The 21046-nt window shown below is 71.5% G+C and carries 14 protein-coding genes; 6 read left to right on the top strand and 8 right to left on the bottom strand.

Annotated features, from left to right (window positions below):
• Positions 1-59 precede the first annotated feature (59 nt).
• A complete protein-coding gene (locus ACVWNX_RS04780) occupies positions 60-1037 on the bottom strand; it encodes a DUF3048 domain-containing protein (protein WP_454412606.1) in 978 nt (325 codons plus the stop codon).
• 89 nt (positions 1038-1126) lie between these two features.
• Entirely contained in the window at positions 1127-2191 is a 1065-nt protein-coding gene (locus ACVWNX_RS04775) for an ATP-dependent DNA ligase (RefSeq protein WP_454412605.1), read from the bottom strand.
• 111 nt (positions 2192-2302) lie between these two features.
• On the opposite strand from ACVWNX_RS04775, the gene ligD reads away from it, so the two are divergent.
• Positions 2303-3409, top strand: coding sequence for a non-homologous end-joining DNA ligase (ligD, locus tag ACVWNX_RS04770; RefSeq protein WP_454412604.1), 1107 nt, complete (start codon positions 2303-2305; stop codon positions 3407-3409).
• 45 nt (positions 3410-3454) lie between these two features.
• Here ligD and ACVWNX_RS04765 read toward each other — a convergent pair whose 3' ends face one another.
• Together ACVWNX_RS04765 and ACVWNX_RS04760 are read right to left on the bottom strand one after the other, a co-directional pair.
• Positions 3455-7981: a CHAT domain-containing protein gene (locus ACVWNX_RS04765; protein ID WP_454412603.1), complete on the bottom strand. Its 4527-nt coding sequence runs from the start codon at positions 7979-7981 to the stop codon at positions 3455-3457.
• A 30-nt stretch (positions 7982-8011) separates the two neighbouring features.
• Positions 8012-8380 (bottom strand): hypothetical protein, encoded by a 369-nt coding sequence (locus ACVWNX_RS04760; RefSeq protein WP_454412602.1) that lies wholly within the window; start codon positions 8378-8380, stop codon positions 8012-8014.
• Positions 8381-8635: 255 nt separating this feature from the next.
• On the opposite strand from ACVWNX_RS04760, the gene ACVWNX_RS04755 reads away from it, so the two are divergent.
• The 3 genes from ACVWNX_RS04755 (at position 8636) to ACVWNX_RS04745 (ending at position 16979) form a co-directional block, all read left to right on the top strand.
• Entirely contained in the window at positions 8636-9115 is a 480-nt protein-coding gene (locus tag ACVWNX_RS04755; protein WP_454412601.1) for a VOC family protein, read from the top strand.
• A gap of 165 nt (positions 9116-9280) precedes the next feature.
• A complete protein-coding gene (locus ACVWNX_RS04750; protein WP_454412600.1) occupies positions 9281-10381 on the top strand; it encodes a hypothetical protein in 1101 nt (366 codons plus the stop codon).
• 265 nt (positions 10382-10646) lie between these two features.
• A complete protein-coding gene (locus ACVWNX_RS04745) occupies positions 10647-16979 on the top strand; it encodes an AAA family ATPase (protein ID WP_454412599.1) in 6333 nt (2110 codons plus the stop codon).
• 133 nt (positions 16980-17112) lie between these two features.
• Here the strand turns inward: ACVWNX_RS04745 and ACVWNX_RS04740 are convergent, their stop codons facing one another.
• Positions 17113-18669, bottom strand: a complete 1557-nt coding sequence (locus tag ACVWNX_RS04740) for a hypothetical protein (protein WP_454412598.1) — start codon at positions 18667-18669, stop codon at positions 17113-17115.
• Positions 18670-18805: 136 nt separating this feature from the next.
• Positions 18806-19111: a MazG nucleotide pyrophosphohydrolase domain-containing protein gene (locus ACVWNX_RS04735; protein ID WP_454412597.1), complete on the bottom strand. Its 306-nt coding sequence runs from the start codon at positions 19109-19111 to the stop codon at positions 18806-18808.
• A 156-nt stretch (positions 19112-19267) separates the two neighbouring features.
• Between ACVWNX_RS04735 and ACVWNX_RS04730 the strand changes: the two genes are divergently transcribed.
• Positions 19268-19570 (top strand): hypothetical protein, encoded by a 303-nt coding sequence (locus tag ACVWNX_RS04730; protein ID WP_454412596.1) that lies wholly within the window; start codon positions 19268-19270, stop codon positions 19568-19570.
• Here ACVWNX_RS04730 and ACVWNX_RS04725 read toward each other — a convergent pair.
• Together ACVWNX_RS04725 and ACVWNX_RS04720 are read right to left on the bottom strand one after the other, a co-directional pair.
• Positions 19529-19690 carry a hypothetical protein gene (locus tag ACVWNX_RS04725; protein WP_454412595.1) on the bottom strand — a complete coding sequence of 54 codons (162 nt, stop codon included), beginning with the start codon at positions 19688-19690 and terminating at the stop codon, positions 19529-19531. The two genes, ACVWNX_RS04730 and ACVWNX_RS04725, sit on opposite strands and share 42 nt — an antisense overlap.
• Positions 19687-20634 carry a nucleoside 2-deoxyribosyltransferase gene (locus ACVWNX_RS04720; RefSeq protein WP_454412594.1) on the bottom strand — a complete coding sequence of 316 codons (948 nt, stop codon included), beginning with the start codon at positions 20632-20634 and terminating at the stop codon, positions 19687-19689. The genes ACVWNX_RS04725 and ACVWNX_RS04720 overlap by 4 nt, the downstream gene beginning before the upstream one ends.
• 37 nt (positions 20635-20671) lie before the next feature.
• Here ACVWNX_RS04720 and ACVWNX_RS04715 point away from each other — a divergent pair, with 37 nt between their 5' ends.
• Complete coding sequence (locus ACVWNX_RS04715; RefSeq protein ID WP_454414632.1) at positions 20672-21016, top strand: VOC family protein; 345 nt, start codon at positions 20672-20674, stop codon at positions 21014-21016.
• The last annotated feature ends 30 nt before the right edge of the window (positions 21017-21046 follow it).

The raw sequence follows: 21046 nt of genomic DNA, 5'->3' as shown, positions 1-21046 counted from the left end.
GACGACGCGGCACCCGTTCACCGTCCCGGTTCCCGTCCACCGGGCCGCCAGGGCGGGGGTCAGCGTGCCACCAGCAGCACCCAGACCGGTCCGGCCGCCGTCCGGAGGGGGTCGCCCTCGGGGGTGGTGAAGGTGGTCGCGGACGAAGCGGAGGGCCGCTTCCACTCGCCCGGATGGGCCTTGCCGTCGCGCAGCACCTCGACCGTTCCGGAGCCCACGGTCACCGTGAACGGCGAGTTGTTGCCCATGAAGTCCTCGAACCGCGACTCGCGGATCTCGACCCGCTGGACGACGACGGTCCCCGCGGTCACCGGGGTCCCGTCCGGCTCGGCGGCCCGGCGGCCGTCCAGCGCGACCAGCCACCGCTCCCGTTCGGCCGACCAGGTGAACGTGAAGCGCGCGGAGGGGAAGCGCACGGTCCGCTCGCCGACCGGCTCCCCGCCCCCGGGCGCCGCCCCGGGGAGCAGCCCGGAGGGCTCCAGGGCGGCCGCCCCGGCGGGCCGGTCCACCACCTTCGCGGGCCGCAGGAACAGGTTGTGCGGCGCGGGCCGCGCCGGGTCCCGGGTGTAGGCGCCGGAGGGCGCGTCGTCCGGCGGCACGGGCCGCAGCGGCGCCTCGTCGATCAACGGCAGCAGCTTGGACTGCGCCCCCGAGAAGGCGAGCACCGGTTCGTCGAAGGGCGCCAGGAGCTCCAGATCGGACTCGCGGGCGCTGCGCACCGGCCCCACCGTGGCGGGCAGCCGGGTCGCGTACAGCGCCATCAGTCTGCTCAGCCCCGCCTCGACCTGCTCCGCGTACACCACGTCGGCCGAGGCGAGCCCGCTCTGCGGCCGGGCCGCCGCCACGTTGTCGATCTTCACGGCGAGGACGGAGCCGGTCGCGGGGGTGGGCGTACCGCTCCCGGGCGCCGCCCCGCCCTCGTCGCCGGAGCAGGAGGTACCGAGCACGGCGAGCACCAGCGCGGCGACGGCCGCGTGGGTGCCCCGCCGGACCCGGGACCGGACCGGTGGACGGGTTCCGGCTGACGATCGGCTCATCTGCGCTCCCGGTGACGGACTGCCCCCCACGGTACGGCCGGTCGGGCGCCCCGGCCCCGCGAACCGCCCGACCGGCCGGGCGCGGGTCCTCAGCCGCCGAGGATCTCCCCCAGGTCGTAGCGGACGGGCTCGTCCAACTGCGCGTACGTGCAGCTCTCCGGCGTCCGGTCCGGGCGCCAGCGCCGGAACCGCGCGGTGTGCCGGAACCGGGCCCCGTTCTCCATGTGGTCGTAGGCCACCTCGCACACCCGTTCCGGGCGCAGCGCGATCCAGGACAGGTCCTTCTTGCCCGACCAGCGGCTCGGCGCCCCGGGCAGCCGGGCCGAGGCGTGCGCCTCCTCCCGCGCCCACTGGGCCCAGGGGTGGTCCTCCGCCGACTCCAGCCGCAGCGGCTCCAGTTCCGTCACCAGCTCCGCGCGGCGCTTCATGGTGAAGGCCGCGCACACCCCCACGTGCTGCAGCGCGCCCCGGTCGTCGTACAGCCCGAGCAGCAGCGAGCCGATGACCGGCCCCGACTTGTGGAAGCGGTACCCCGCCACCACCACATCGGCGGTGCGCTCGTGCTTGATCTTGAACATCAGCCGTTCGTCGGGCCGGTACGGCAGGTCCAGCGGCTTGGCGACGACCCCGTCCAGCCCCGCGCCCTCGTAGCTCTCGAACCAGGTGCGCGCCACTTCCGGATCGGTCGTCGCGGGTGCCAGGTGCACCGGGGGAGTGGCGGCGGCGAGCGCCCCGGCGAGCAGCGCGCGCCGCTCGGTCAGCGGGGTCTCCCACAGGCTGTCGTCGCCGAGGGCCAGCAGGTCGAAGGCGACGAACGACGCCGGGGTGCGCTCGGCGAGCGTCCTGACCCGGGAGTCGGCGGGATGGATGCGCTCGGTCAGCGCGTCGAAGTCGAGGTGCCCGTCCCGCGCGATCACGATCTCCCCGTCGACCACGCACCGCTGGGGCAGCCGGGCGGCCAGCGCCGAGACCAGTTCGGGGAAGTACCGCGTCAGGGTGCGGCCGGTCCGGCTGCCGATCTCCAGCTCCGGCCCGTCCCGGAACACGATCGCCCGGAAGCCGTCCCATTTGGCTTCATACTGCATGCCGGGCGGGATGTCCTTGACGGACTTGGCGAGCATCGGCTTCACGGGCGGCATCACCGGGAGGTCCATGGCGCGATTCTCACCGAAGGCGGGCCGGGCCGCAGATCCTCCGGACGGGTCCGGAACATACGGGAAGGCGCCGATATGCGCTCCGCGCGGGGTGCGCCTACCGTGGCCGTCATGGGTGCGAGCAGCCACGGCGAGCCGATCGAACTGGAGGCCGGGGGGCGGACCGTACGGCTGTCCAGTCCCGACAAGGTCTACTTCCCGGAGCGGGGCTTCACCAAGCTGGACCTCGCCCGGTACTACCTCGCGGTCGGCGACGGCGTCCTCCGGGCCCTGCGCGACCGCCCCACCACCCTGGAGCGCTACCCCGAAGGGGTGGACGGCGAGCACTTCTTCCAGAAGCGGGTGCCCAAGAACGCCCCCGACTGGATCCCCCGCGCCCACATCACCTTCCCCAGCGGCCGGTACGCCGACGAGATGTGCCCCACCGAGGTCGCGGCCGTCATCTGGGCCGCCCAGTTCGGCACCCTGACCTTCCACCCCTGGCCGGTGCGGCGCGCCGACACCGACCGGCCGGACGAACTCCGGCTGGACCTCGACCCCCAGCCGGGCACGGACTTCCGGGACGCCGTCACCGCCGCCCACGAACTGCGGGCCGTGCTGGCGGAGTCGGGGCTGCGCGGCTGGCCCAAGACCTCCGGCGGACGCGGACTGCACGTGTTCGTCCCCGTAGAACCCCGCTGGACCTTCACCCAGGTGCGCCGCTGCGCCATCGCCTGCGGCCGGGAGCTGGAACGCCGGATGCCGGACCGGGTCACCACCGCCTGGTGGAAGGAGGAGCGCGGGGAGCGCGTCTTCGTGGACTACAACCAGACCGCCCGCGACCGGACGATCGCCTCCGCCTACTCGGTGCGCCCCCGCCCGCACGCCCCCGTCTCGGCGCCGCTGCGCTGGGAGGAGGTCGACGCCGCCGAACCCCGGGACTTCGACCTCGCGACGATGCCCCGGCGGTACGCCGAGCTGGGGGACGTCCACGCGGACATGGACGACCACCGGTTCTCCCTGGAACCACTGCTGGAGCTGGCCCGACGCGACGAGCACGACCACGGCCTGGGCGACCTCCCGTACCCGCCGGAGTACCCGAAGATGCCCGGCGAACCCAAACGCGTCCAGCCCAGCCGGGCCCGGCACGAACCGGAGGACGGGGCGCGCGGCACGTCCGGCGACGCGGGCGGTCAGCCGGGCGGTACGGGCGGCCCGTCGTCCGGGGCGGGGGCCTGAGCCTCCGGGTCCGCGCACCGACGGCTCCGTCCCCGCCGGGCGCCATCAGCCCTCCGCGTCCGCCCCGCCCGTCCCCGGGACCACGTGCCCGGCCGGGGACGGCGGCCCGGAGCCGATGGCCCCGAGGGCCGGAGACCCGGGCCCCCGCTCCGCGTGACCCCCGGGACCCTCAGGGCCCCCGGGAGTTCCCCGTGACCCCCGGCCCCCCGCCCACGCCTGCTCCAGTACGGCGCGGATCTCCTCCTCCGGGAGGTCGGCCACCCCGTCCTCCGGGGACGACGGCGTCGGCTCGCCCGCCTCGATCGCCGCCCGGTGCGCACCGGCCTGGGTCCGCAGTTCCTCCAGCATCCGGCCCACCGGATCGTCCCGCAGCGCGAAGGGACTCGTCATCCGGGTGACGCGCACGGTGGTGCCCCACACCATGATCCGGAAGTGGCGCGGGCGCAGGTCGGCCGCGTCCTGGAAGTGCACCCCCGGCAGCTTCCAGCCCTCCTCGGCCTGGAGCGCGGCCCGTAGCCGCTCCACCCGGGCCAGCGCCGTTCCGCCCTGCTCCGGGTCCACGTGCGGCACCATGTCCGGCGACATCTGCACCACGAGGGGCGAACCCCGGTGCAGGGCGCGCTGGGCCGCCGCCCGCCACGGCGTCGACGGCCCCTGTTCCACCGGTTCCCCCAGCAGGTCCGCGAGATCCTCCAGAATCCCGCTCTCGGTGCGCCCCGAGGGCACCGTCCGCACCAGTGAGCGGGCCGCCAGCAGACACCACCGGGCGTCCGGGCCGGCGGTCGGCCCGGCGGCCCGGACGGCTCCGGCCAGGTCCCGCAGCACCACCGCGGCCGCGTACGGCTCGTCCAGATCGAGCCAGCCCAGGGCGCCGCGCCCCAGCGGGCCGACGGCCGCGCCCGGGTCGCCCGCCCCGCGCCTCGCCGAGCCCAGCTGGCCCAGCGCGCGGGCCCGTGCGTAGCCGTCCGCCGTCGCCTCCGCCAGCTCCAGGGCCTCCGTCAGCGGGGCGAGGGCCTCCGGGAAGCGTTCGTCGGCGACGAGCCGTTCGCCGAGCCGCTGGAGCGCCGCGCCGAGCGCCCCGTCCCCGCCCGTGGCGCGGCGCAGCTCCAGCAGCCGTTCCAGGGCGGGCACCAGCGCGGGGACCGGGTCGCCGGAGGACTCCGCCTCGTCGGCGAACACCGTCCAGGCCCGGACCTCCGCCTCCTCGGCACCCGTCTCCCGGGCCAGCGAGGCGACCTCCTGGGCGCGTTCCAGGACGTCCGCGCGGTCGTGGCCGTCCGTCCCCCGGTCCCGCTCCAGCGAGTCGAGCAGCAACTCGACCCGGTGGTCGGGCAGTTCGTAGGTGGCGGCGAGGGCCAGCACCTCCCGGTGGCCCGTCGCGTACCGCTCCCGGTCACCGTTCAGCCCGTACAGCCGGACCAGGCTCCAGCGCGCGTTGAGTTCGAGGATCTGGTCCCCGATGTCATGGGCCGTGTCCCGGGCCACCGCGTAGTGCGCCTCCGCCAGCGGATGGTCCTCCCTGGCCAGGGCGATGTTCCCCAGGGTGAACTCGGCGTGCGCCTCGATCCGGTGGGAGCCGAGCCGCTGGTTCAGCCTGAGGACCTCGTGGACGAGGCGCTCCGCGCCGTCCAGGTCGGGCGGGGTCTGGCTCAGCTGGACCCCCGCGAGTTCGCGCAGCGCCACCGAGTGGTGCATGGGCAGGTCCAGCCGCTGGTACTCGGCGAGCACGGCGTTCAGTTCGGTCCGGGTGGTGTCGAGGTCGTGCTCCCGCAGGTACTGGGCCATCGCCCGGTCGTAGCGGACGCACGCCGTCGAGATGCCGTCGTCGGGCACCCGCCCGGCCGCCGCCATCGCCTCGACGAACAGCTCCGCCACCCCCGCCCGGTCCCCGGGGGTGCCGTGCGCCGCGTAGTACCGGCCGAGGGTCCGGAGGGCGAACGACAGGATGCGGTCGTCGCCGTGACGGCGGGCCAGCTCCACCGCCTCCACGGACAGCTCCCGGCACCGGGCGGGGGCCCGGAAGGCGGCGTGGAGCGCGGCGTGCGCCAGGACCGCCGCGCGCTCCGCGCCCTGGTCGGCGGGGCACGCCTCCAGCGCCCGGGCGAAGTACAGATCCGATTCGGTGGCGTGCCCCAACTCGCTCTCCGCCGCCGCGAGCCGGTAGTACAGCCGGTGCTCGCGGACCCGGCGCAGCATCTCCCGGCACAGCGCGGCGGACTTCCCGAACCGCATCCAGGTGTGCTCCAGCGCGGAGAGGACGACCGTCGCGTCCACCGCCAGCTCCGCCCGGTCGCCCTCCAGCGCCAGCCGCCGCACCTCCCTGAGCAGGCCGTGGTCCACCCGCCGGGGGTCCGGCACCCGGGTGAAGTCCCCCAGCTCCCGGGCGAGGGCCCGGGCGCAGCGGCCGGTCCGGCCGTCCCGCGCCGCCGGGTCGGTTCCGGTGAACACCGTGCCCAGGACCAGCGGCAGCCGGAACCGGGTCCGGCCGTCGGGCCCCTCGGCGCGCTCCAGCAGACTGAGGTCCGCCAGCCGGTGGGCGCGCTCCGCCGTCTCCCCGGGGTCCGCGCCCACCAGCCGGGCCAGGGCGGTGACCGGGACGGGCACCAGATAGGGGGCGGCCGTCTCCAGCAGCCGCCGGGCCTCCGGGCCGATCCGGTCCAGCAGCATCGGCGCGAAGACGTCCCGCTCCAGGAAGTCGCCGCGCCGCTCCCGGAACCGGGCGCGCAGGGCCTGTTCGTCGATGCCGGTGTCCAACTGGTCGCGGGCGACCTGGAACAGCCACTCCAGCAGCCGCGGGTTCTGCCCGGCGAGCTGCCGGGCCCAGCCGACCACTGCGGGCGGCAGCGGCGCCGACCGCTGCAACCGGTCGATGAGCCGCTCGATCTCGGGCCCGTGCAGCGGATGCAGCTCCAGCCGCTCCAGGTCGGCCACCCTCTCCAGGGCGGGCAGGTACCGGCTGGTGATGACGATCCGGTGTTCCCGTCGCGACCCCTGGACGGCCTCGATCAGCGTGGACAGCGTCTCGGCCGCCTCCGGCGCCGCCAGCGGGCGCCCTCCGGACAGCCGCAGGTCGTCGGGGGTGAGCCGGTCCGGACGGAAGTTGTACTCGAACTCGTCCAGCACGATCAGCAGATTGGGCGCCCGGTCCAGGAACGACTGGAGCCGCAGTCGCAGCGGGCGGCCCGGGACGACGTCGCCGAAGGCGTGCGCCAGCCGGTGCTCGCCCAGGATCGCCTCGGTCAGCCGGGACTCGTCCAGGTACCCGTGCAGCCACAGGCAGTGCCGGTCGCCGTCGCCCTCGGTCAGCCGGTCCCGGATGCGGGCGGCGAGGGTGGTCTTGCCCACCCCGCCGAACCCGTGGACGACCAGCCCGACGGTCTCCTCCCGCCCGTACCGGAAGTCGAGCAGCCGCAGCGCCCGCTGGATCTCCCGGCGCCGTCCGACGAACCGCCGGGGGTCCAGCACCCGCCCGGCGGCCGGGCGCGGCGCGGACCGGGTGACCACCCGGTCCCGGCCGGGGGCCCGCGCCGGGGTCACCAGCGGTCCCGGCGGCTCGCCCCGGACGAACATCCGCAGCAGGTGCCAGTAGGGCAGCGACCGCCGGACCAGTCTGCGGTAGGTGCCCGCCAGCGCGGCCACCGGGGAGAGGCCCTCCGCGAGCTGCTGGTAGAAGACCGCCGCCGCGTCGGTCGCCGCGGTGTCCGGCACCGGCCGTCCCCAGCCGAGGACCAGCGGGACCGCGCTGCGGGCCAGCGACTCGGCGAGCGAGGCGACCGCCCCGTCCTCGGGGTCCTCGGCGGTGCGGCACCCGGAGAGGAAGAGCAGCGCCGGGGACCGCCACAGGGCGTCCCGCAGATCGGAGGCGTCGGCCCGGACCGCCCGTCCGTGCGCGTCCTCGGTGAGGAAGACCGGACCCCGACCGGTGTGCACGGCGTGCCCCGTCAGATGGACCACGTCCACGTCGTCGGGACCGAACTCCAGTAACCGGTGCCGCAGTTGCTCCAGCTCGCCGCTCTCCTCGACCTCCAGCGCGATCCGCTGGCGCCGGGTCGCCTCCCAGATGGTGGCCTGCTCGGCGTCGTAGTCCAGCGCCTCGCCCCCGGAGGTCGGCGCGCACGCCATGAACGCCAGCCGCAGCGGACGGCTCAGCGCGGGCCGCTCCACCGCCGAGCCCGTCACCCCGCGCACCGGGACCACCGGGTTCTCCGCGGCGACCAGGAACCCCTCGCCGTCGTGCAGCAGCTCCCACGGCAGATGGCCGAACCCGGCGCCGGTGCGCAGCGCCAGCACCAGCACGTCCCAGGTCCCCCTGGTCCGTTCGACGTACCCGGACAGCCGTCGCCGGGGGGTGTCCAGAAAGGCGTACAACTGGATCCCGTACGCCTCCAGCAGGGCCCGCGTCTCCTCCGGGTCCTCCGGCAGCGGTGCGTAGTAGTCGGTCTCCGCCCGCTCCAGCATCCGGGCGAGACCGGCCGCCGGAACCGTCTCGCTGACGACGGCCGCGCCGGACCCGTAGTCGTACCGCAGGCACAGCCGGTCCGCGTCGAGCCGCTCGACGGCGACCGTGATCATCCGTTCCCGTCGCTCCATGACCGTGCCGGATCAGTCTTCCGGCTCGGACGGCGGCGCCAGCAGCCGCTCCAGCGCGGGCCCGTCCAGCTCCCGCAGCGGGACACGCCGCCCGTCGACGATGACCACGACCCGGACGGGCGCGTCGGGCCGCCCCCGCCAGCGCCCCCACCACCTGGTGATCTGTTCGGCCAGCGCGGCCGACCCCGCGACGATCCCGACGACGGCGGCGACCGTCATCAGGACGGGTTCCCGCAGGGTCGGATCGACGGGCAGGATCCGGACCGTGTCGTCCACCCCGTCCAGCGCCGCCAGTTCCCGCGCCGCCCGCTCCGCGGCCGTGCCCTCGATGAGTATCCGGATGGCCACACACGCCCCCTGGCTCTCCTGATCGATGGTCATATCGTGCCTCACCCACATGAGTTGGGGAAGCGGAATGGGACGGGGGACCCGGTGCGGCGGACGGACGCCCGTCCGCCGCATCCGTCCGGCCAGGGCAGGGGCATCCGTTCCGGTCGCCGTCCGGCCACGGCTCGGGCGGCGCGGCGCGGCCGGGGGTGGAAGACTCGGTGGCACCGGGACGGGCCCGCCCCGCACGCGCGCGGCGCCGCGCGCGGAAGCGCTCCCCACCCGTCCGCCGCTGCGGAGGAGGACGCCGTGCTCACCACCCGTTACGTCCCCGGCGCGCCGAACCGGCTGGACCTGGGCACCCCCGACCTCGACGGCGCCACGGCGTTCTACGGGGTGCTCTTCGACTGGACCTTCCGCCCGGCGGGCCCCGGCACCGGGGCGCACGGCACCTTCCAGCTGGAGGGCGGCGGCGTGGCGGGCGGGACGACCGTGGCGGCCGGGCGGGGGCCGTCGTCCTGGACGGTCTCGTACCGCAGCGACGACGTCGACGCCACGGCCTCGGCGGCCCGGGAGCACGGCGGATCGGTGCTGCTCGACCCGGTGGACGTCCCGGACGAGGGCCGGACGGCGGTCCTCGCCGATCCCGACGGGGTCGGGTTCGGCGTCTGGCGGCCCGGCGCCGTCGAGGGCCTCGACCTGGTGGGCGTCCCCGGCGCGCTGTGCTGGACCGAACTGCACAGCGCGGACCCGGCGGCGGAATGCCGCTCTGACCCCACCCCATCCTGAAATTGGCTGATTATCCGTGTGTGAGCATGCATGCTCCTGCTGGTCGGTGACGTACAGCACTCTCAGTTGGCCGAGAGCGAGGCTGGTGCCTGCGGACCCCGAACATGTCTGCTCCAGCTGGGCCGTCCCTCTATCCTGATGGCCGCCCACCCGGAGGCAGACGCCATGGCAGCACTGACAGCCCCGCTTACCGAGGAGCAACGACTCCTTCTTGACATTGCGTGGACGACGTTTGTCGATCACCAGCGCTTCCCCAACTTCTTCTACGTCGCCCACCGCATGCGTAAGCACGGCCACGACGCGATGAAAGTGCTTCACAGCTTCCCTGCGGTCGGCCAGGGTCATGTTCAGGACGGCTACCGGGCCGTCGGGTGGTGGGGACGCGGCTACACGCCTCAATCCGACGGGCCGGTGTACCTGACCATGGCGGGGCTCTATCATCTGCAACACGACCAGATGGCCCGCGATCTTGGCTGCGGACTGCTGGCGTATATGCAGCATATGACCCGTGAACAGGACAAGATCCTCGATAGCCCCTTCGATCCTCCCAACATCGACGTGAACCTCGGTGATGTCCTGAAGGGAATCGATGGCGCCGGACCCCTCGTGGAGCGCATGGCGCAGATCGCTGATCGCGAGTGGCCCGGAATGCGCTTCAGTAAGACGACCCTCACTGGCCAGCTCGGTGCTCTGCCGGATGCCGACTTCGACACCCTCGACCGGTACCTCGCCGCTGTCGCCGCCCACCTGTCGCCACCCGCGCCGTCGGCAGCGCTGTCTTTTGCCGAGCCGCGTGCTGTGTTGCGCGCGCTGAACTTCCTCGATGTCACTTACGAGCTGGTCGTCGGCGAAGCCCTGGTCATCCCGCCACCCATGGACCGCTCCAGCCTTCTCGCCCTGGACGCCGATGATGAAGCGGCTTACAACTCCGGGCTGATTGTCCTGACCGACATCCTGCGCGACTTCAAGGTTCCCGGCCGCACCCCGGGCTCAGGTCTGCTGCGCCTGGAGGGGCATCTCGCGGGCAAGCTGCCCGCGCTCGACTGCGGCGCGGTCCGCCAGGCCGTGCAGCTCCTGGACCAGATCCGCGTCATTCGCAATTCCGCCGTCCATCCGAAACTGCGGCCGGAACTCGTCACAGCCCACCATGCGCTTGGGCTTCCTTTCCCGGTCCGCGACTTCACCGCTGCCTGGGACAGCGTCCGAGCGCACGCCGAGCGGGGCGTGAGCGCCCTGCAGGAAGCGATTCAGTCCGCCAGGCCCTGACGGTGGCCGGCATGGGCGGGGACGAGACCTCTCCGGCGATCCGCAGCGGTCCAGAGAGCATGCACGACGGCCCGTCCTGCCGGTGGCACAGCTCCTGTGCAAGGCACTGCTTTTGCTCGTTCCTCGGTCGGTTCGGGGCCAGTGCGGCGCGGACACGCCCTGCGCTGCCGTGGACCGGCTGCTGCCTTGTTCAGATTGGGATCCCTCGTAGCTGTTTGGCCAGTTCCGCACAGCAGGGTGTTCAACGGTGGAGAATGCTGCCGACATGAGTGATTTGACTGCCGCGCACCGCGGTTACGAGTACCAGGACTTGATGGAGGCAGGCCGCGTTGTCGACCTGCTGCTCGGCGGAATCGCCAGGGTCCATGTCGACGAGAAGCTGGTGACGGACGACCGCTTCGATGATCTCACCGTGATCAACGCTGACGGATCCCGTGAGCGGACGCAGTTCAAGCACTCGGACGAGAAAGAGCCCCTCAGCTACGCCACGTTCACGACCGACGACCGGGGACTGAGGCTGGACCGCCTTGTGGCTGCTGCCGTCGCTGACCGGGATGGCCCCGGTGCGGGCGCCGCCGCCCACCGGCTGCGCATCGTGATGCGCGACGCACCTCCGGATCACGAGGCACTGAACGCGGTGATGGTGCCAGCCCGCTCCTCCGACGTGCCGTTCCTGCCGGGGATGAACAGCACACTCCTGCGGTTCGACGCGGAAGTGCTCTGGCGAGGGTACGACCTGCCCGCGCGGGGTCGGCGCCCGGCGGGCAACATTTTCGGGTTCCTGACCGGCGGTGACAGGGCCGTGTCCAAGCAGGACCTGGAGTGGCTGTGCGAGCACTTGGTGGTGGAGGTCGGCGCACCGGCCATGACGACAGACCTCCTGCAGCCAGGGCCGGCCGAACAGCTTCTCCTCCAACGGGTGCGTGGCGAGCTCGGCGCGGGGATCTATCCCAACGAGGGACGCTCACCGGTGAACGTAGCCGAGGCGCTGATCCGCGCAGTCCGCTCCGCCCGGCAGCGCGGAACCGACGTGACACCCCGCGAGCTACTGCGCCAGGCCCAACTGCGCAGCGACCTTGGTGCCGTCGTGCGCGCGAACCCTGTCGACCGAGCCCTGGAAGTGGCCAGGCCCGCCACGGTCGGCGTCCTGGCGGCAGCGGCCGGGACAGCGGCAGCCGACGGGGGATTCCTGCTGGTCACGGGCCCTCCGGGACAGGGTAAGTCCTGGGCATGCCAGCAGTTGGTCGACCAACTCACCGGTGACGGATGGCTGGTCGCCGAGCATTACTGCTACCTCGGCGACGCCGACGGTGACCAGCTGACCCGGGTGGTCACCGAAACGGTCTTCGGCAGCCTGCTGGGCCGGCTGGCTGAGTCGGACCCCGACCTTGTCCAGGAGCAGCGCCCGCGTTTTGCCGCCGATGCGCAAGCACTGACGACGGCTGTGGACACCGCTCTGCGCAAGGACCCCACCCGGCGCGTGGCGCTCGTCGTGGACGGACTGGACCACGTCACCCGCGTACAAGGAGGAAGGACCAGGAGAGCTGATCCGTCCCTGGCCCTCGCCGCAGTCCTCGGCTCGCTGTCGCTTCCGCCCGGTAGCGTCCTCATCGTCCTCAGCCAGCCCGGGAACCATCTCGTCCCCCTCCAGGACGCCGAGGTGGCTTCCGTCGCCGTGCCGCCGTTGACCGCGCACGAGTGCCGCGCCGTCGCGGAGCGGCTCGGGCTCGTTCCGGCGGTGGACGACGAGCGCACTGAAGCCCTGCTGACCGACAACCGCGACGTGACCGACTTCCTGGACGCGCTGCAGGAACGCTCTGGCGGCAACGCCCTCTACGCGACATACCTCTGTCGCGAGGTTGCCCTCCGACCGGAGACGATCACAAAAGCCGCGGCAGTGGTGCGGGCACTTCCGGCCCACCAGGGATCGTTGGAGGGCTACTACGCCCACCTCCACGACACGCTCGGCGCGGAAGCTGATGTTGTCGCGGACATCATCGCCCTGCTCGGAATGTCCGTCACCCGCGAGGAGCTCGGGCAGATCATCCCGGACCGGGCGCACAGGATCGACGGTGCGCTAAAGGTGCTGGCCCCGGTGCTCTCCGTGACGGCCGGACCCGGTGAAATCCGCGTCTACCACGAGTCGTTCGCCCGCTACCTGCGCCTTGGCTACGGCAGCGACCCTGGGGCCCTGGAATCGACGCTGGCGCTGATCGCCACCTGGCTGACTGGGAAGGGACTGTTCGACGACTCTCGGGCCTTTCGCCGCCTCCTGCAGATCCTCGCCGAAGCTGGACGCGACACGGAGGTGGTGGACCACATCGGGCGGGACTTCGTCACCCGGGCCGTCGCCACCGCCCACCCGGCCTCGGCTATCAGGGATAACCTGGCCACCGGCGTGCGTTGTGCCGCGCGGACGGCGAACTGGCCGATCGTCGCGCGGTGCGTCGAACTCGCCAGGGCCGCGCAGACGTACGAGTTCGAGCGCTTCGACTCGGACCTGGTGGAATTCGCTGACGTGCCGATCGCCTTGATAGGGGCTCAGGCGCTGTCGGACCGACTCCTGCACGACGGCCGAACCGTCATGCCCGCCCGGGCAGGTCTGCAGATGTGCGCCGTCCTCGACGCGGCAGGTGCTGTGGCACCCTGGCACGTGTACATCATGGCACACGACCACGAGGCCGAGTCGGACAACACCTCCTACGGGGCGGATTCCGACCGCGCCGTCGAACTCGCTTATCTGCGTGGTCGGTTGCGCCTGTCGGCTACCGGTCAGGCGATAGGCGAGGAGTCCCCCGAGGACAGGACTGACCGGCCGGTGTCGCTGGACCGCATCGCCGAGTGGTTCGACGAACGGGGTGACCAGGCAGCGGCCGACGCCGTCGTGAAGATACTCCTCGACACCGTCGGGATCGAGGCCGTCACCGACCTGGTGCCGCGCCTTGAAACGGGCGGCCCAGTATGCCTCGCACTCGCCGAGCAGATCGCCGCAGGCGCGGTGCCCGGAGAGGCGGGCAACGCCACGGACTGGGCGCAGAAGGCCGCTGGCCTGAGCTACCTGCCGGGAGCGGCGCACCGGCTGCTCGCACTGGGGATCGCCACCGCCGATCTTGCCGCTGGCCTTGCGGTAGACGAGACTTCGACCGCCCGCGACACCCTGTTCGCCCTCACCCGCGGCGTACAGAACAAACAGGTCCGGTGGAGCCCCGAGCCCGTGGCCAGGTGGCTCGATGCCCTGGCGATCACGACCCGGACCGACCTCATCGCCCTGGACGCGGTACCGGCTCTCGTCCAGGGGGCTGGCTGGTACCCCTGCTGGCTGCGGTTCGCGATCGCCCTCGCACGTGCCGAAGCCGCCGAAGCACCCACCCGGTCCGGCCTGGTCATCGAAGCCCTCGGGCTTCTGACTGCAGACCTCAGCCCCTTCGCCGGCGAACCCCGTGCGTGCGACCTCTACTCGATCCATCCGCTCATCGAAGAGTCGGTACGCCGGGCGGCCACCCTCGTGTCCGACCAGGACTGGCCGCAGGCGTGGAAGACCCTCATCCACGTCAGCCGGAGACTCAGCGTCAGCCTGCGCGGCGAGATGGGCGGACCACTGCCAGTCGACACACTCCTTACGATCGCCGTCGAGCACACCACGCCCGCACGGCGGGCCGGCGTCGCCGAAGCCGTCCGTAACGAGTTCCTCCAGCAGGCCGGCGGACGCTTCTACAGCGACCTCGCCCGTTACCTCCTCATCCACGCGCGCCTCGCCCTCACCGCCGACGACCTCGTCGAGGCCGAGGAACACTGGCTGGCAGCCTGCCACTTCCTAGTGGCCTACGGCTGGCGCAAGGACATCACCGTCTATGAGGTCCTGGATCCGCTGCCCGCCCTGGTCACCGCGGACCCGGCCCGGGGGCGGGCGCGGGTGGCGCGAATGCAGCCACTGTGCGAACGTCTTGTCCTTCACACCGACGGCAAGGAGACCAACGCTGCCCGCCCGCGGTGGTGGAACGTCCTGGCCGGGGCAGACCCCGCGGCCCTTGCCGATCTCGCAGCCACCGGCCTGCTCAGCGACTGCAACGGCCCGAACACCATCCTCCACGGCGCCAGAAAAGACCTCTGGCGCGCGTGGAACGACACCGCCGATCCAGTCGTGGCAACCGCGCTCCGCATCACCTTGGGCACCCCGCTCCTCCAAGCCGACGCCGCACTTCTGGACCGGCTCGCCCGGACAGTCTGCCCCTCCACGCCCGACGGCGTTCCACAACTGCTGCGCGTCGCACTGAGCAGGGCCGACGAACGGCAAGCCAACCGCGACTCCACCAGCGACCAGACCAGACTGGCCGACGCACTGCTGGTCGCAGAGCTTAACGCCGTCGCCGAACGCGTCGGCGCCCCGCAGCTCACCTGCCTGCCCGAACCGCCGGTCACCGACGAGTCCCAGCCCCGCCGCAGCACACCCGTCCCCGCGCAGCCGGCCACGGCCCCGACCTCACCTGCCGCCCCGTCGCCCGCGCCCTCCGAACCGGTCGGCCTGATCCGGGTACTGCGCGCATGGCACCTGACCCCGTACGAGGCCGACGCACCACAACACACCCTCGAACAGATGACAGACCTCGTCGGCGACGGCCTGCTCAACCTCGCCACCCGAGGACAGACCGACGAGGCCGCACAAGTCCTGCGTGCCATTGCCGGCCCCTTCGACTTCCGGGACGGCCCACTGCTTCTGCGTCAACTCGCGGACAAGCTCCGCCAGAACGGCCATGACGCACTCGCCGCCGAAGCCTACGCACTGACCTGGGTACGCACCCGCGGACAAGGCGGATGGCTGAACTTCGGAGGCGAAACAGCCCTCGACGCCCTTCGTATCGCCGCGCAACTCGATCGCACCCTCACCCACCGCGTCATTACCGAAGAGGCCGAAGCAGTGGTGAGCGCCGGCCGGTACGGGACCCACGGCATCACCCAGGCACTGATCTTCGCCTTCGCCCAACAAGCCTTCGGCCTGTCCCCGAACGACTCCCTCGACCTGGCCTTCGCCCTCTGGGACGAAGCCGCAACGGTCATCGAGAGCAGAGCACCACGGGTCCACGACAGCGACGACCCCCAGCACCCCTACCGCGCCCCCGACAACGACAACGGAACCCCCGCACCCGGCGATCTCGACCACGCCTTCGCGACCGCGGCACTGGCCGCACTTGCACACGCGGACCGAGAAGGCAAACGCCGAGCGATGGTTGCGACGAGATCTCTGGTCACACTGCGCCCCGAAACCACGGCACCCGCCATGGCCCTCGCGCTGGAGCAACTCTCCGATCCGGCGACCCTGATGTGGCTGCTGTGCCTGCTCCAAGAACAGGGGCCGCAAGCCCAACCTGTCGTGGACCACTGCCAGGAGGCGCTCAAGGAACTGGCCCGAGGACCACTGCTCACTGTCCGCGCCCTCGCCCGCCGACTGCTCACCGAGGAGGCCACCATTCCCATGGGGCCATCGGATCAGGCTGGACTGAACCCGCCGAGCCGCCTGTGGACCTCCGCCGCACAGGGAGACGACCCGAAAGGCCATCTCGTTACGGAGATGCTGGCAGAGGTGGCCGGCACGCGTCTGAACGAAGCCGAGCAACTGCAGCCCGGACTGATCCGAGCGGTCCTCGCCAGGGTTCGCCGCGAGGTTGATACCGAGCACAGCATCGAGAGGAACAAGACCCAGTCCCGCGCCAACCGCAGCGCCGACGAGGGCGAGCTGCCGGACGCTTACCTCGCCATCCAGGAGACCGTCGAAGTGGCGATCCAAACGGTGGCGTCGGGCAGCCGAGCGTACAGGCTCTCGCAGGGCCTGGGCGTGAGCGATCCAGCAGCTTGGGAGGACCAGCTGGCCACCGTACTGACAGACGACCCCCGCATTCCGCTGGCCTTCGAAGAGGCACGCTGGCCACGCCCCGACCTTCCCCTGCCACCCGGCCCGGACGACCTGGTCGGTCAGGATACTTCGCTGACCGGAACAACCACGGAGACAATCTCCACACGGCCACTGACGCAAGCCGTCACCCTCACCGGACAGACCCTCTTGGGCTGGCGCATCCTCGCTTCCGTGGAGGAACGGAAGTTCCTGTCACCGCACACCCGGAAGACCGGTCTGACCATCGTGAGCTTCTCAGGTCCGGAAGCGGCTGATCACAGGAACCAGGACGGCGACGCGATCCCTTTCTCGGACGGAGACATCGAGGAGTGGACCCGACCGTCGTGGCAGCACCACGCAGCTGACGTCCCACAAGGGATTCCGTTCCTCGGCCTCGACCTCGCCATGACCGCCGCAGACGCCGCCCACGGCCTGGGACTACCCGGCTTCACACTGGCACCCACCCCGGGGCTCCGCACGGCACTCCGACTGACGCCCGGAGCCCCGCTGACACTGGAGGACGATCGAGGTCCGGCCCTGCGCCTCATCTGCTGGCGCACCGAGTACGAGCGCAGTGCCTATCGCCTGCCCTGGCCGCGGGTGACCGGCTGCGCGGTCGTGATCCGCCCCGACCTCCTGGACATTCTGCCCGAGCGGGTATCTGCACCGATCGTCATCCGAGACGTCGTCATGCGGCAAGGGGCAGACTGAGGAAGCGGCGAGACACTGCGGGCGGAAGGACCGGCACCTGGTACAGAGCAACGAATCGACGCCCGGCGCGTGCGCGGGTATCTGCTTGCCATCAGCTGTGGAAAAGTCGATAGCACGAGCCGGAAGCACTGGTTCAGAGCTTCGTCCGGCAGGAGGTGGGCCGGGTCTCCTGGGGCAGGACGTGGAGCTTGTCCAGTGGTGCCTTGAGTGCCTGTTCCGTCGTGGTGTCCCAGAGCACCACGGTGCCGCCCGAGTCGCCGACCCTGAGGTACGGGTGTTCCGGCCTTAGCTCCCCGCCGTCGACAGGGATGTCCGACACCTTCCCCACCGGCTGTGTGCACACCCATTGCGGTTCGACCCCGAAGTACGCCGAGGGAATCCGACCCGTTTTTGCCTGCTCCAACGCCTTCTCGCCGGCCCAGCCCGCCGCCCCGACGCCCAGGCCGACGACCCCGAGGCCTAGGAGCACCAGGCTCGCCGCGAAGAGCAGCAGGTTCACCGGGCCCCGCTCCTTCACATACAGGTGGAGATGTTTTGCGTATCCGAGCAGTGCCGGGACAGCGAACAGCAGGCTCATGCAGGCCAGGAGCTTCAGAGCGGCAAGGAACTGGTACGCCTGGGGAACCTGGACATCCTCGGCATGAACACCGAAGGCATCGAGGTAGAAGGTGTACAACCCGAATCCGGGTGGAGTACGAAGGCTCACCAGGAGGGCCAGAAGGGCAGGTATGAGCCACGGTGCGAAGCGCTGCCAGGTCCACTGCCGGATCAGCAGCCGGAGGCCGTTGAGCCCCACTGTGGCCAGCCCAGCGTAGAGGATGAGCCGGGATCCCACGCCTTCGGCGGGTTCCGCGCGGACCGTTCCGACGCCCAGCAGCGCGGCGAGCAGGGTGGCGGCGAGACTTACCGCGACGATCGCCCCACGGGGCTTCTGCGGCGCCATACGCCGTGTCGCTGCCGCGATACCCCAGCAGGCCCCCAGCCCGGCCAGGGCGAAGCCCCACCACGCCCCGAAGCCCTGCTCGTACCGGTCGGTGATACGGGCGCCCACCCACAGGGCCGCCACCAACGCCACGATCCCCCGATTGGGCATCCGGCTCGATTCACGGCGTCTGAGCGGTACATTGGAAGCGGGTGGCTCCGTGACTCCCCAGGACCCGCGGGCGGCCACTTGCCCCGAAGGTGTCCTGGCACCGGGCAGATGCCGGGCGGCGAGGCGCCAGGCAGCGGAGACGGAGGACGCCTGGACCAGGCGTCCGGTGTCCTGTGCGCCCATGTGTTCCGCACGCCAGACCGCCCACCGCTCCGCCCATCGGTCGCGCCGGGAGAGTTCGGCGGTGAACGGGCGGACCGTGGGGCGTATATAGGCGGACCACTGAGGGAGCAGCTCCGGATCCCGATCTACGCGGTCCACGATCAGGACCTTGAGATCCAGCAACAGGGAATCAGAGAGGACTTCGACCCTTTCGTGGGCTCCCTTGATCGCATTGATGCGGCTTCCCGGAAAGCGCACCTCGATGGTGTAGCAGCGGGAGGTGTCGGCGACATCGGAGATGTTCCCCCCACGGCTGTCTAGGACCACCCAGCCCCGGTCCGCCACCGCCGCTTCGAAGAGTTCACAGTCGACTCGTGTTCCCCGCAGCTCCACCAGTGCGACCGCGCGCTGATCGAAGCCTGACCTCGTAGGCATGTGCCTCACTACCTCCAGTTCGCCGAGATCTCAACCGGGGAGAATCTTCCTCAACCGAGTCCCTCTGATGCGACTGAATAAAGCAACGGCCCAGTGTTAGCGGTGCGGCTCCTCTGTTGACGAGGTCCCAGAGAACTCATTCCTCGATGGTGCGGATCAACGTGCCATGAACGTTCCTTTCATAGACCCGACGGGTGTTCTTGTCGACTTTCCGGGCCACTTCTTCGCCCAGGTCGACGCCGTTCATCTCGGCCACCGACACCAGATAGATGAAGACATCAGCGAGTTCTTCCCCGAGATCCGGCAGGCGCTTGCGCCACGCGGTGAATGCCTCACCCACTTCGGCGGTGAGCAGACCGAACTCAAGGGCGGTGTCCGTGGTGTTGAACCCCTTGGCGAGCTTGTTCTCCCAGGCCAGCTTCTGGGCGGTGCGGATGTCCACGGGGTCCTCCGGGCAGTGGTGGCGTTGTCGAGCAGCCTAGTGAGCCCGGGGTGGGGTCTGCTGGGGAACCGGTGATGCCCGGCGTGCCGGGGGAAGTCCCGTGCTGGTGGTGTCGATGGTCTCGACGGGGCAGTAGGAGGAGAGTGCGTCGAAGACGTGCTGATAGCCGGCCACGAGTGCGGTGACTTCGGCCAGCTCTGCGGACTGGCCGTCGCGCTGGTGCAGCTGTTGCTGGATCACGGTCGGTGGCGCGGTCAGGTGGAGGAAGGCACCGTCGCGGGCGACGACGGCCTCGGCGAGGTCGATGGCCTGGGCCCAGGTGATGCGGGACCGGCCGCGCAGGAGCGGGCCGTAGACGAGTTCGCTGAGGAAGCAGCGGTCGAGGACGAGGAGGCCGGGGCGGTCGAGCAGTTCCCGTTAGCGGTCGGCGAGGTCGAGGTGGTCGGGGGTGCGGGGTGAGTGGACGATGGTGAAGCCGTGGTCCTGGGCCAGGCGGGTGGCGAGGGTGGTCTTGCCGACGCCGTCGCAGCCTTCGACGACGAGGGTGCGGCGACCGGTCGTGTCGAGGTGTCCACTCATCGGCGCAGCCAGGCCACGAGGGATTCCGGGTTGGCGAAACGGGCCTCGGCGGCGTACTGGATCATGAGGTTGCGCCAGTTGGGCTCCCGGCCCGAAGCGTGGGTCAGGACTGTACGGGGGTAGTAGGCGATGACGCGGGCTCCGCGGGCAGCCGCCGCGCCGATCAGCAGCGCGGCGCCAGGAGGGGTCTCCGGCCCGGAGGCATCGGTGACGAGGAGCCTGGCTGTACGGGAGCGGTCGAGGTCCGTCCGTGCCGCCTCCAGCGGGTCGTGGGCGGTGAAGCGGCTCGACTCCTCGGTCGCCCAACCGGCCTTCTGGACCAGAGCGGTCAGCGTCCCCACGACGGGGGTGTACGGGGACTGCTCCACGAAGGCGAGGTAGGTGTCCCCCTGAGGGAGCGCGGGTGCCGGAGGGTGAGGGACGTCCTGGGCGAGCACGCGGTCAACCGCAGTTCCCAGCGCTTGATCGAGCTGCCGGTCGTTGCGGTCGGCGAACGCCGAGTACCTCGAATCCGCCAAGTCCGCGCTGCCAGGGACGGTGCCGAGCCGGGGTGCACGGACCAGATCCGTGATTACCTCTTGGACGAGCGGGTCGGGGAAGTCGAACCGAGGGCCATCCTCATCGAACGAGTAGGTCTGGAAGTCCGTGGTCACGGCGATGATGGGGACTCCCAGGGCATGGGCGTACCCCATCTCCATACACACACCATCGTCCAGGCTCGGGCCATGCAAGATGGCGATCATGGCGGTGATCCGGCTGAGGCGTTCCCGGTCGAGTTCGAAGAGGCGCCGGCCCTTCACCTCGGCGACCAGATCTTCCTCGTCCGTGTCGCAGAACGGCAGGAAGACCTGGTCCGGCCCCACCTTCGCGGCGAGGAGCCGGGCAAGACGGGCGGCGAGGAGCCGGTCGTGGGCGGCGAACAGTCGGTGGGCGACGTAGTACACCGGAAGCTCCCATCGGTGGTGGGTCGAGCGTCACGAACTGCGTGCGGCCGTGCGGTTCTACACGGGGGTCCTCGGCTGGACGGTCACCGAGGTGCCGTTCCCGCAGGGCTCCTACACCACGCTCGCGCCCGCCGGGGGCGGACGGGACGAGGCGTTCGGCGGAATGGTGCCGGTGGACGCGGGCGGTCCGGGGAGCGGGCCGGACCCCTACTGGCTGCCCTACCTCCAGGTGACGGACGTGGACGACGTCGTCGCGCGGGCCGTCGGGGCGGGCGGAAGCGTCAGGACGCCCCCGGCCGGGATTCCGGACGTCGGCCGGATCGCCGAGCTGGCGGACCCGTACGGGGCGCGGTTCGCGCTCCTCGCGCCCGAGCCGCGGTGACGCGCCTCGCCCGGGCTGCGGTGACGCGCC

This window comes from Streptomyces sp. JNUCC 64 (assembly GCF_054484115.1).
This window is presented reverse-complemented; position numbering and strand designations above follow the sequence as displayed.

Coding starts and splice junctions, on each gene's coding strand:
- ACVWNX_RS04745 (WP_454412599.1), top strand. CDS start 10,647: ATGAGTGATTTGACTGCCGCGCACCGCGGTTACGAGTACCAGGACTTG.
- ACVWNX_RS04750 (WP_454412600.1), top strand. CDS start 9,281: ATGGCAGCACTGACAGCCCCGCTTACCGAGGAGCAACGACTCCTTCTT.
- ligD (WP_454412604.1), top strand. CDS start 2,303: ATGGGTGCGAGCAGCCACGGCGAGCCGATCGAACTGGAGGCCGGGGGG.
- ACVWNX_RS04775 (WP_454412605.1), bottom strand. CDS start 2,191: ATGGACCTCCCGGTGATGCCGCCCGTGAAGCCGATGCTCGCCAAGTCC.
- ACVWNX_RS04725 (WP_454412595.1), bottom strand. CDS start 19,690: ATGAGTGGACACCTCGACACGACCGGTCGCCGCACCCTCGTCGTCGAA.
- ACVWNX_RS04740 (WP_454412598.1), bottom strand. CDS start 18,669: ATGCCTACGAGGTCAGGCTTCGATCAGCGCGCGGTCGCACTGGTGGAG.
- ACVWNX_RS04780 (WP_454412606.1), bottom strand. CDS start 1,037: ATGAGCCGATCGTCAGCCGGAACCCGTCCACCGGTCCGGTCCCGGGTC.
- ACVWNX_RS04765 (WP_454412603.1), bottom strand. CDS start 7,981: ATGATCACGGTCGCCGTCGAGCGGCTCGACGCGGACCGGCTGTGCCTG.
- ACVWNX_RS04760 (WP_454412602.1), bottom strand. CDS start 8,380: ATGACCATCGATCAGGAGAGCCAGGGGGCGTGTGTGGCCATCCGGATA.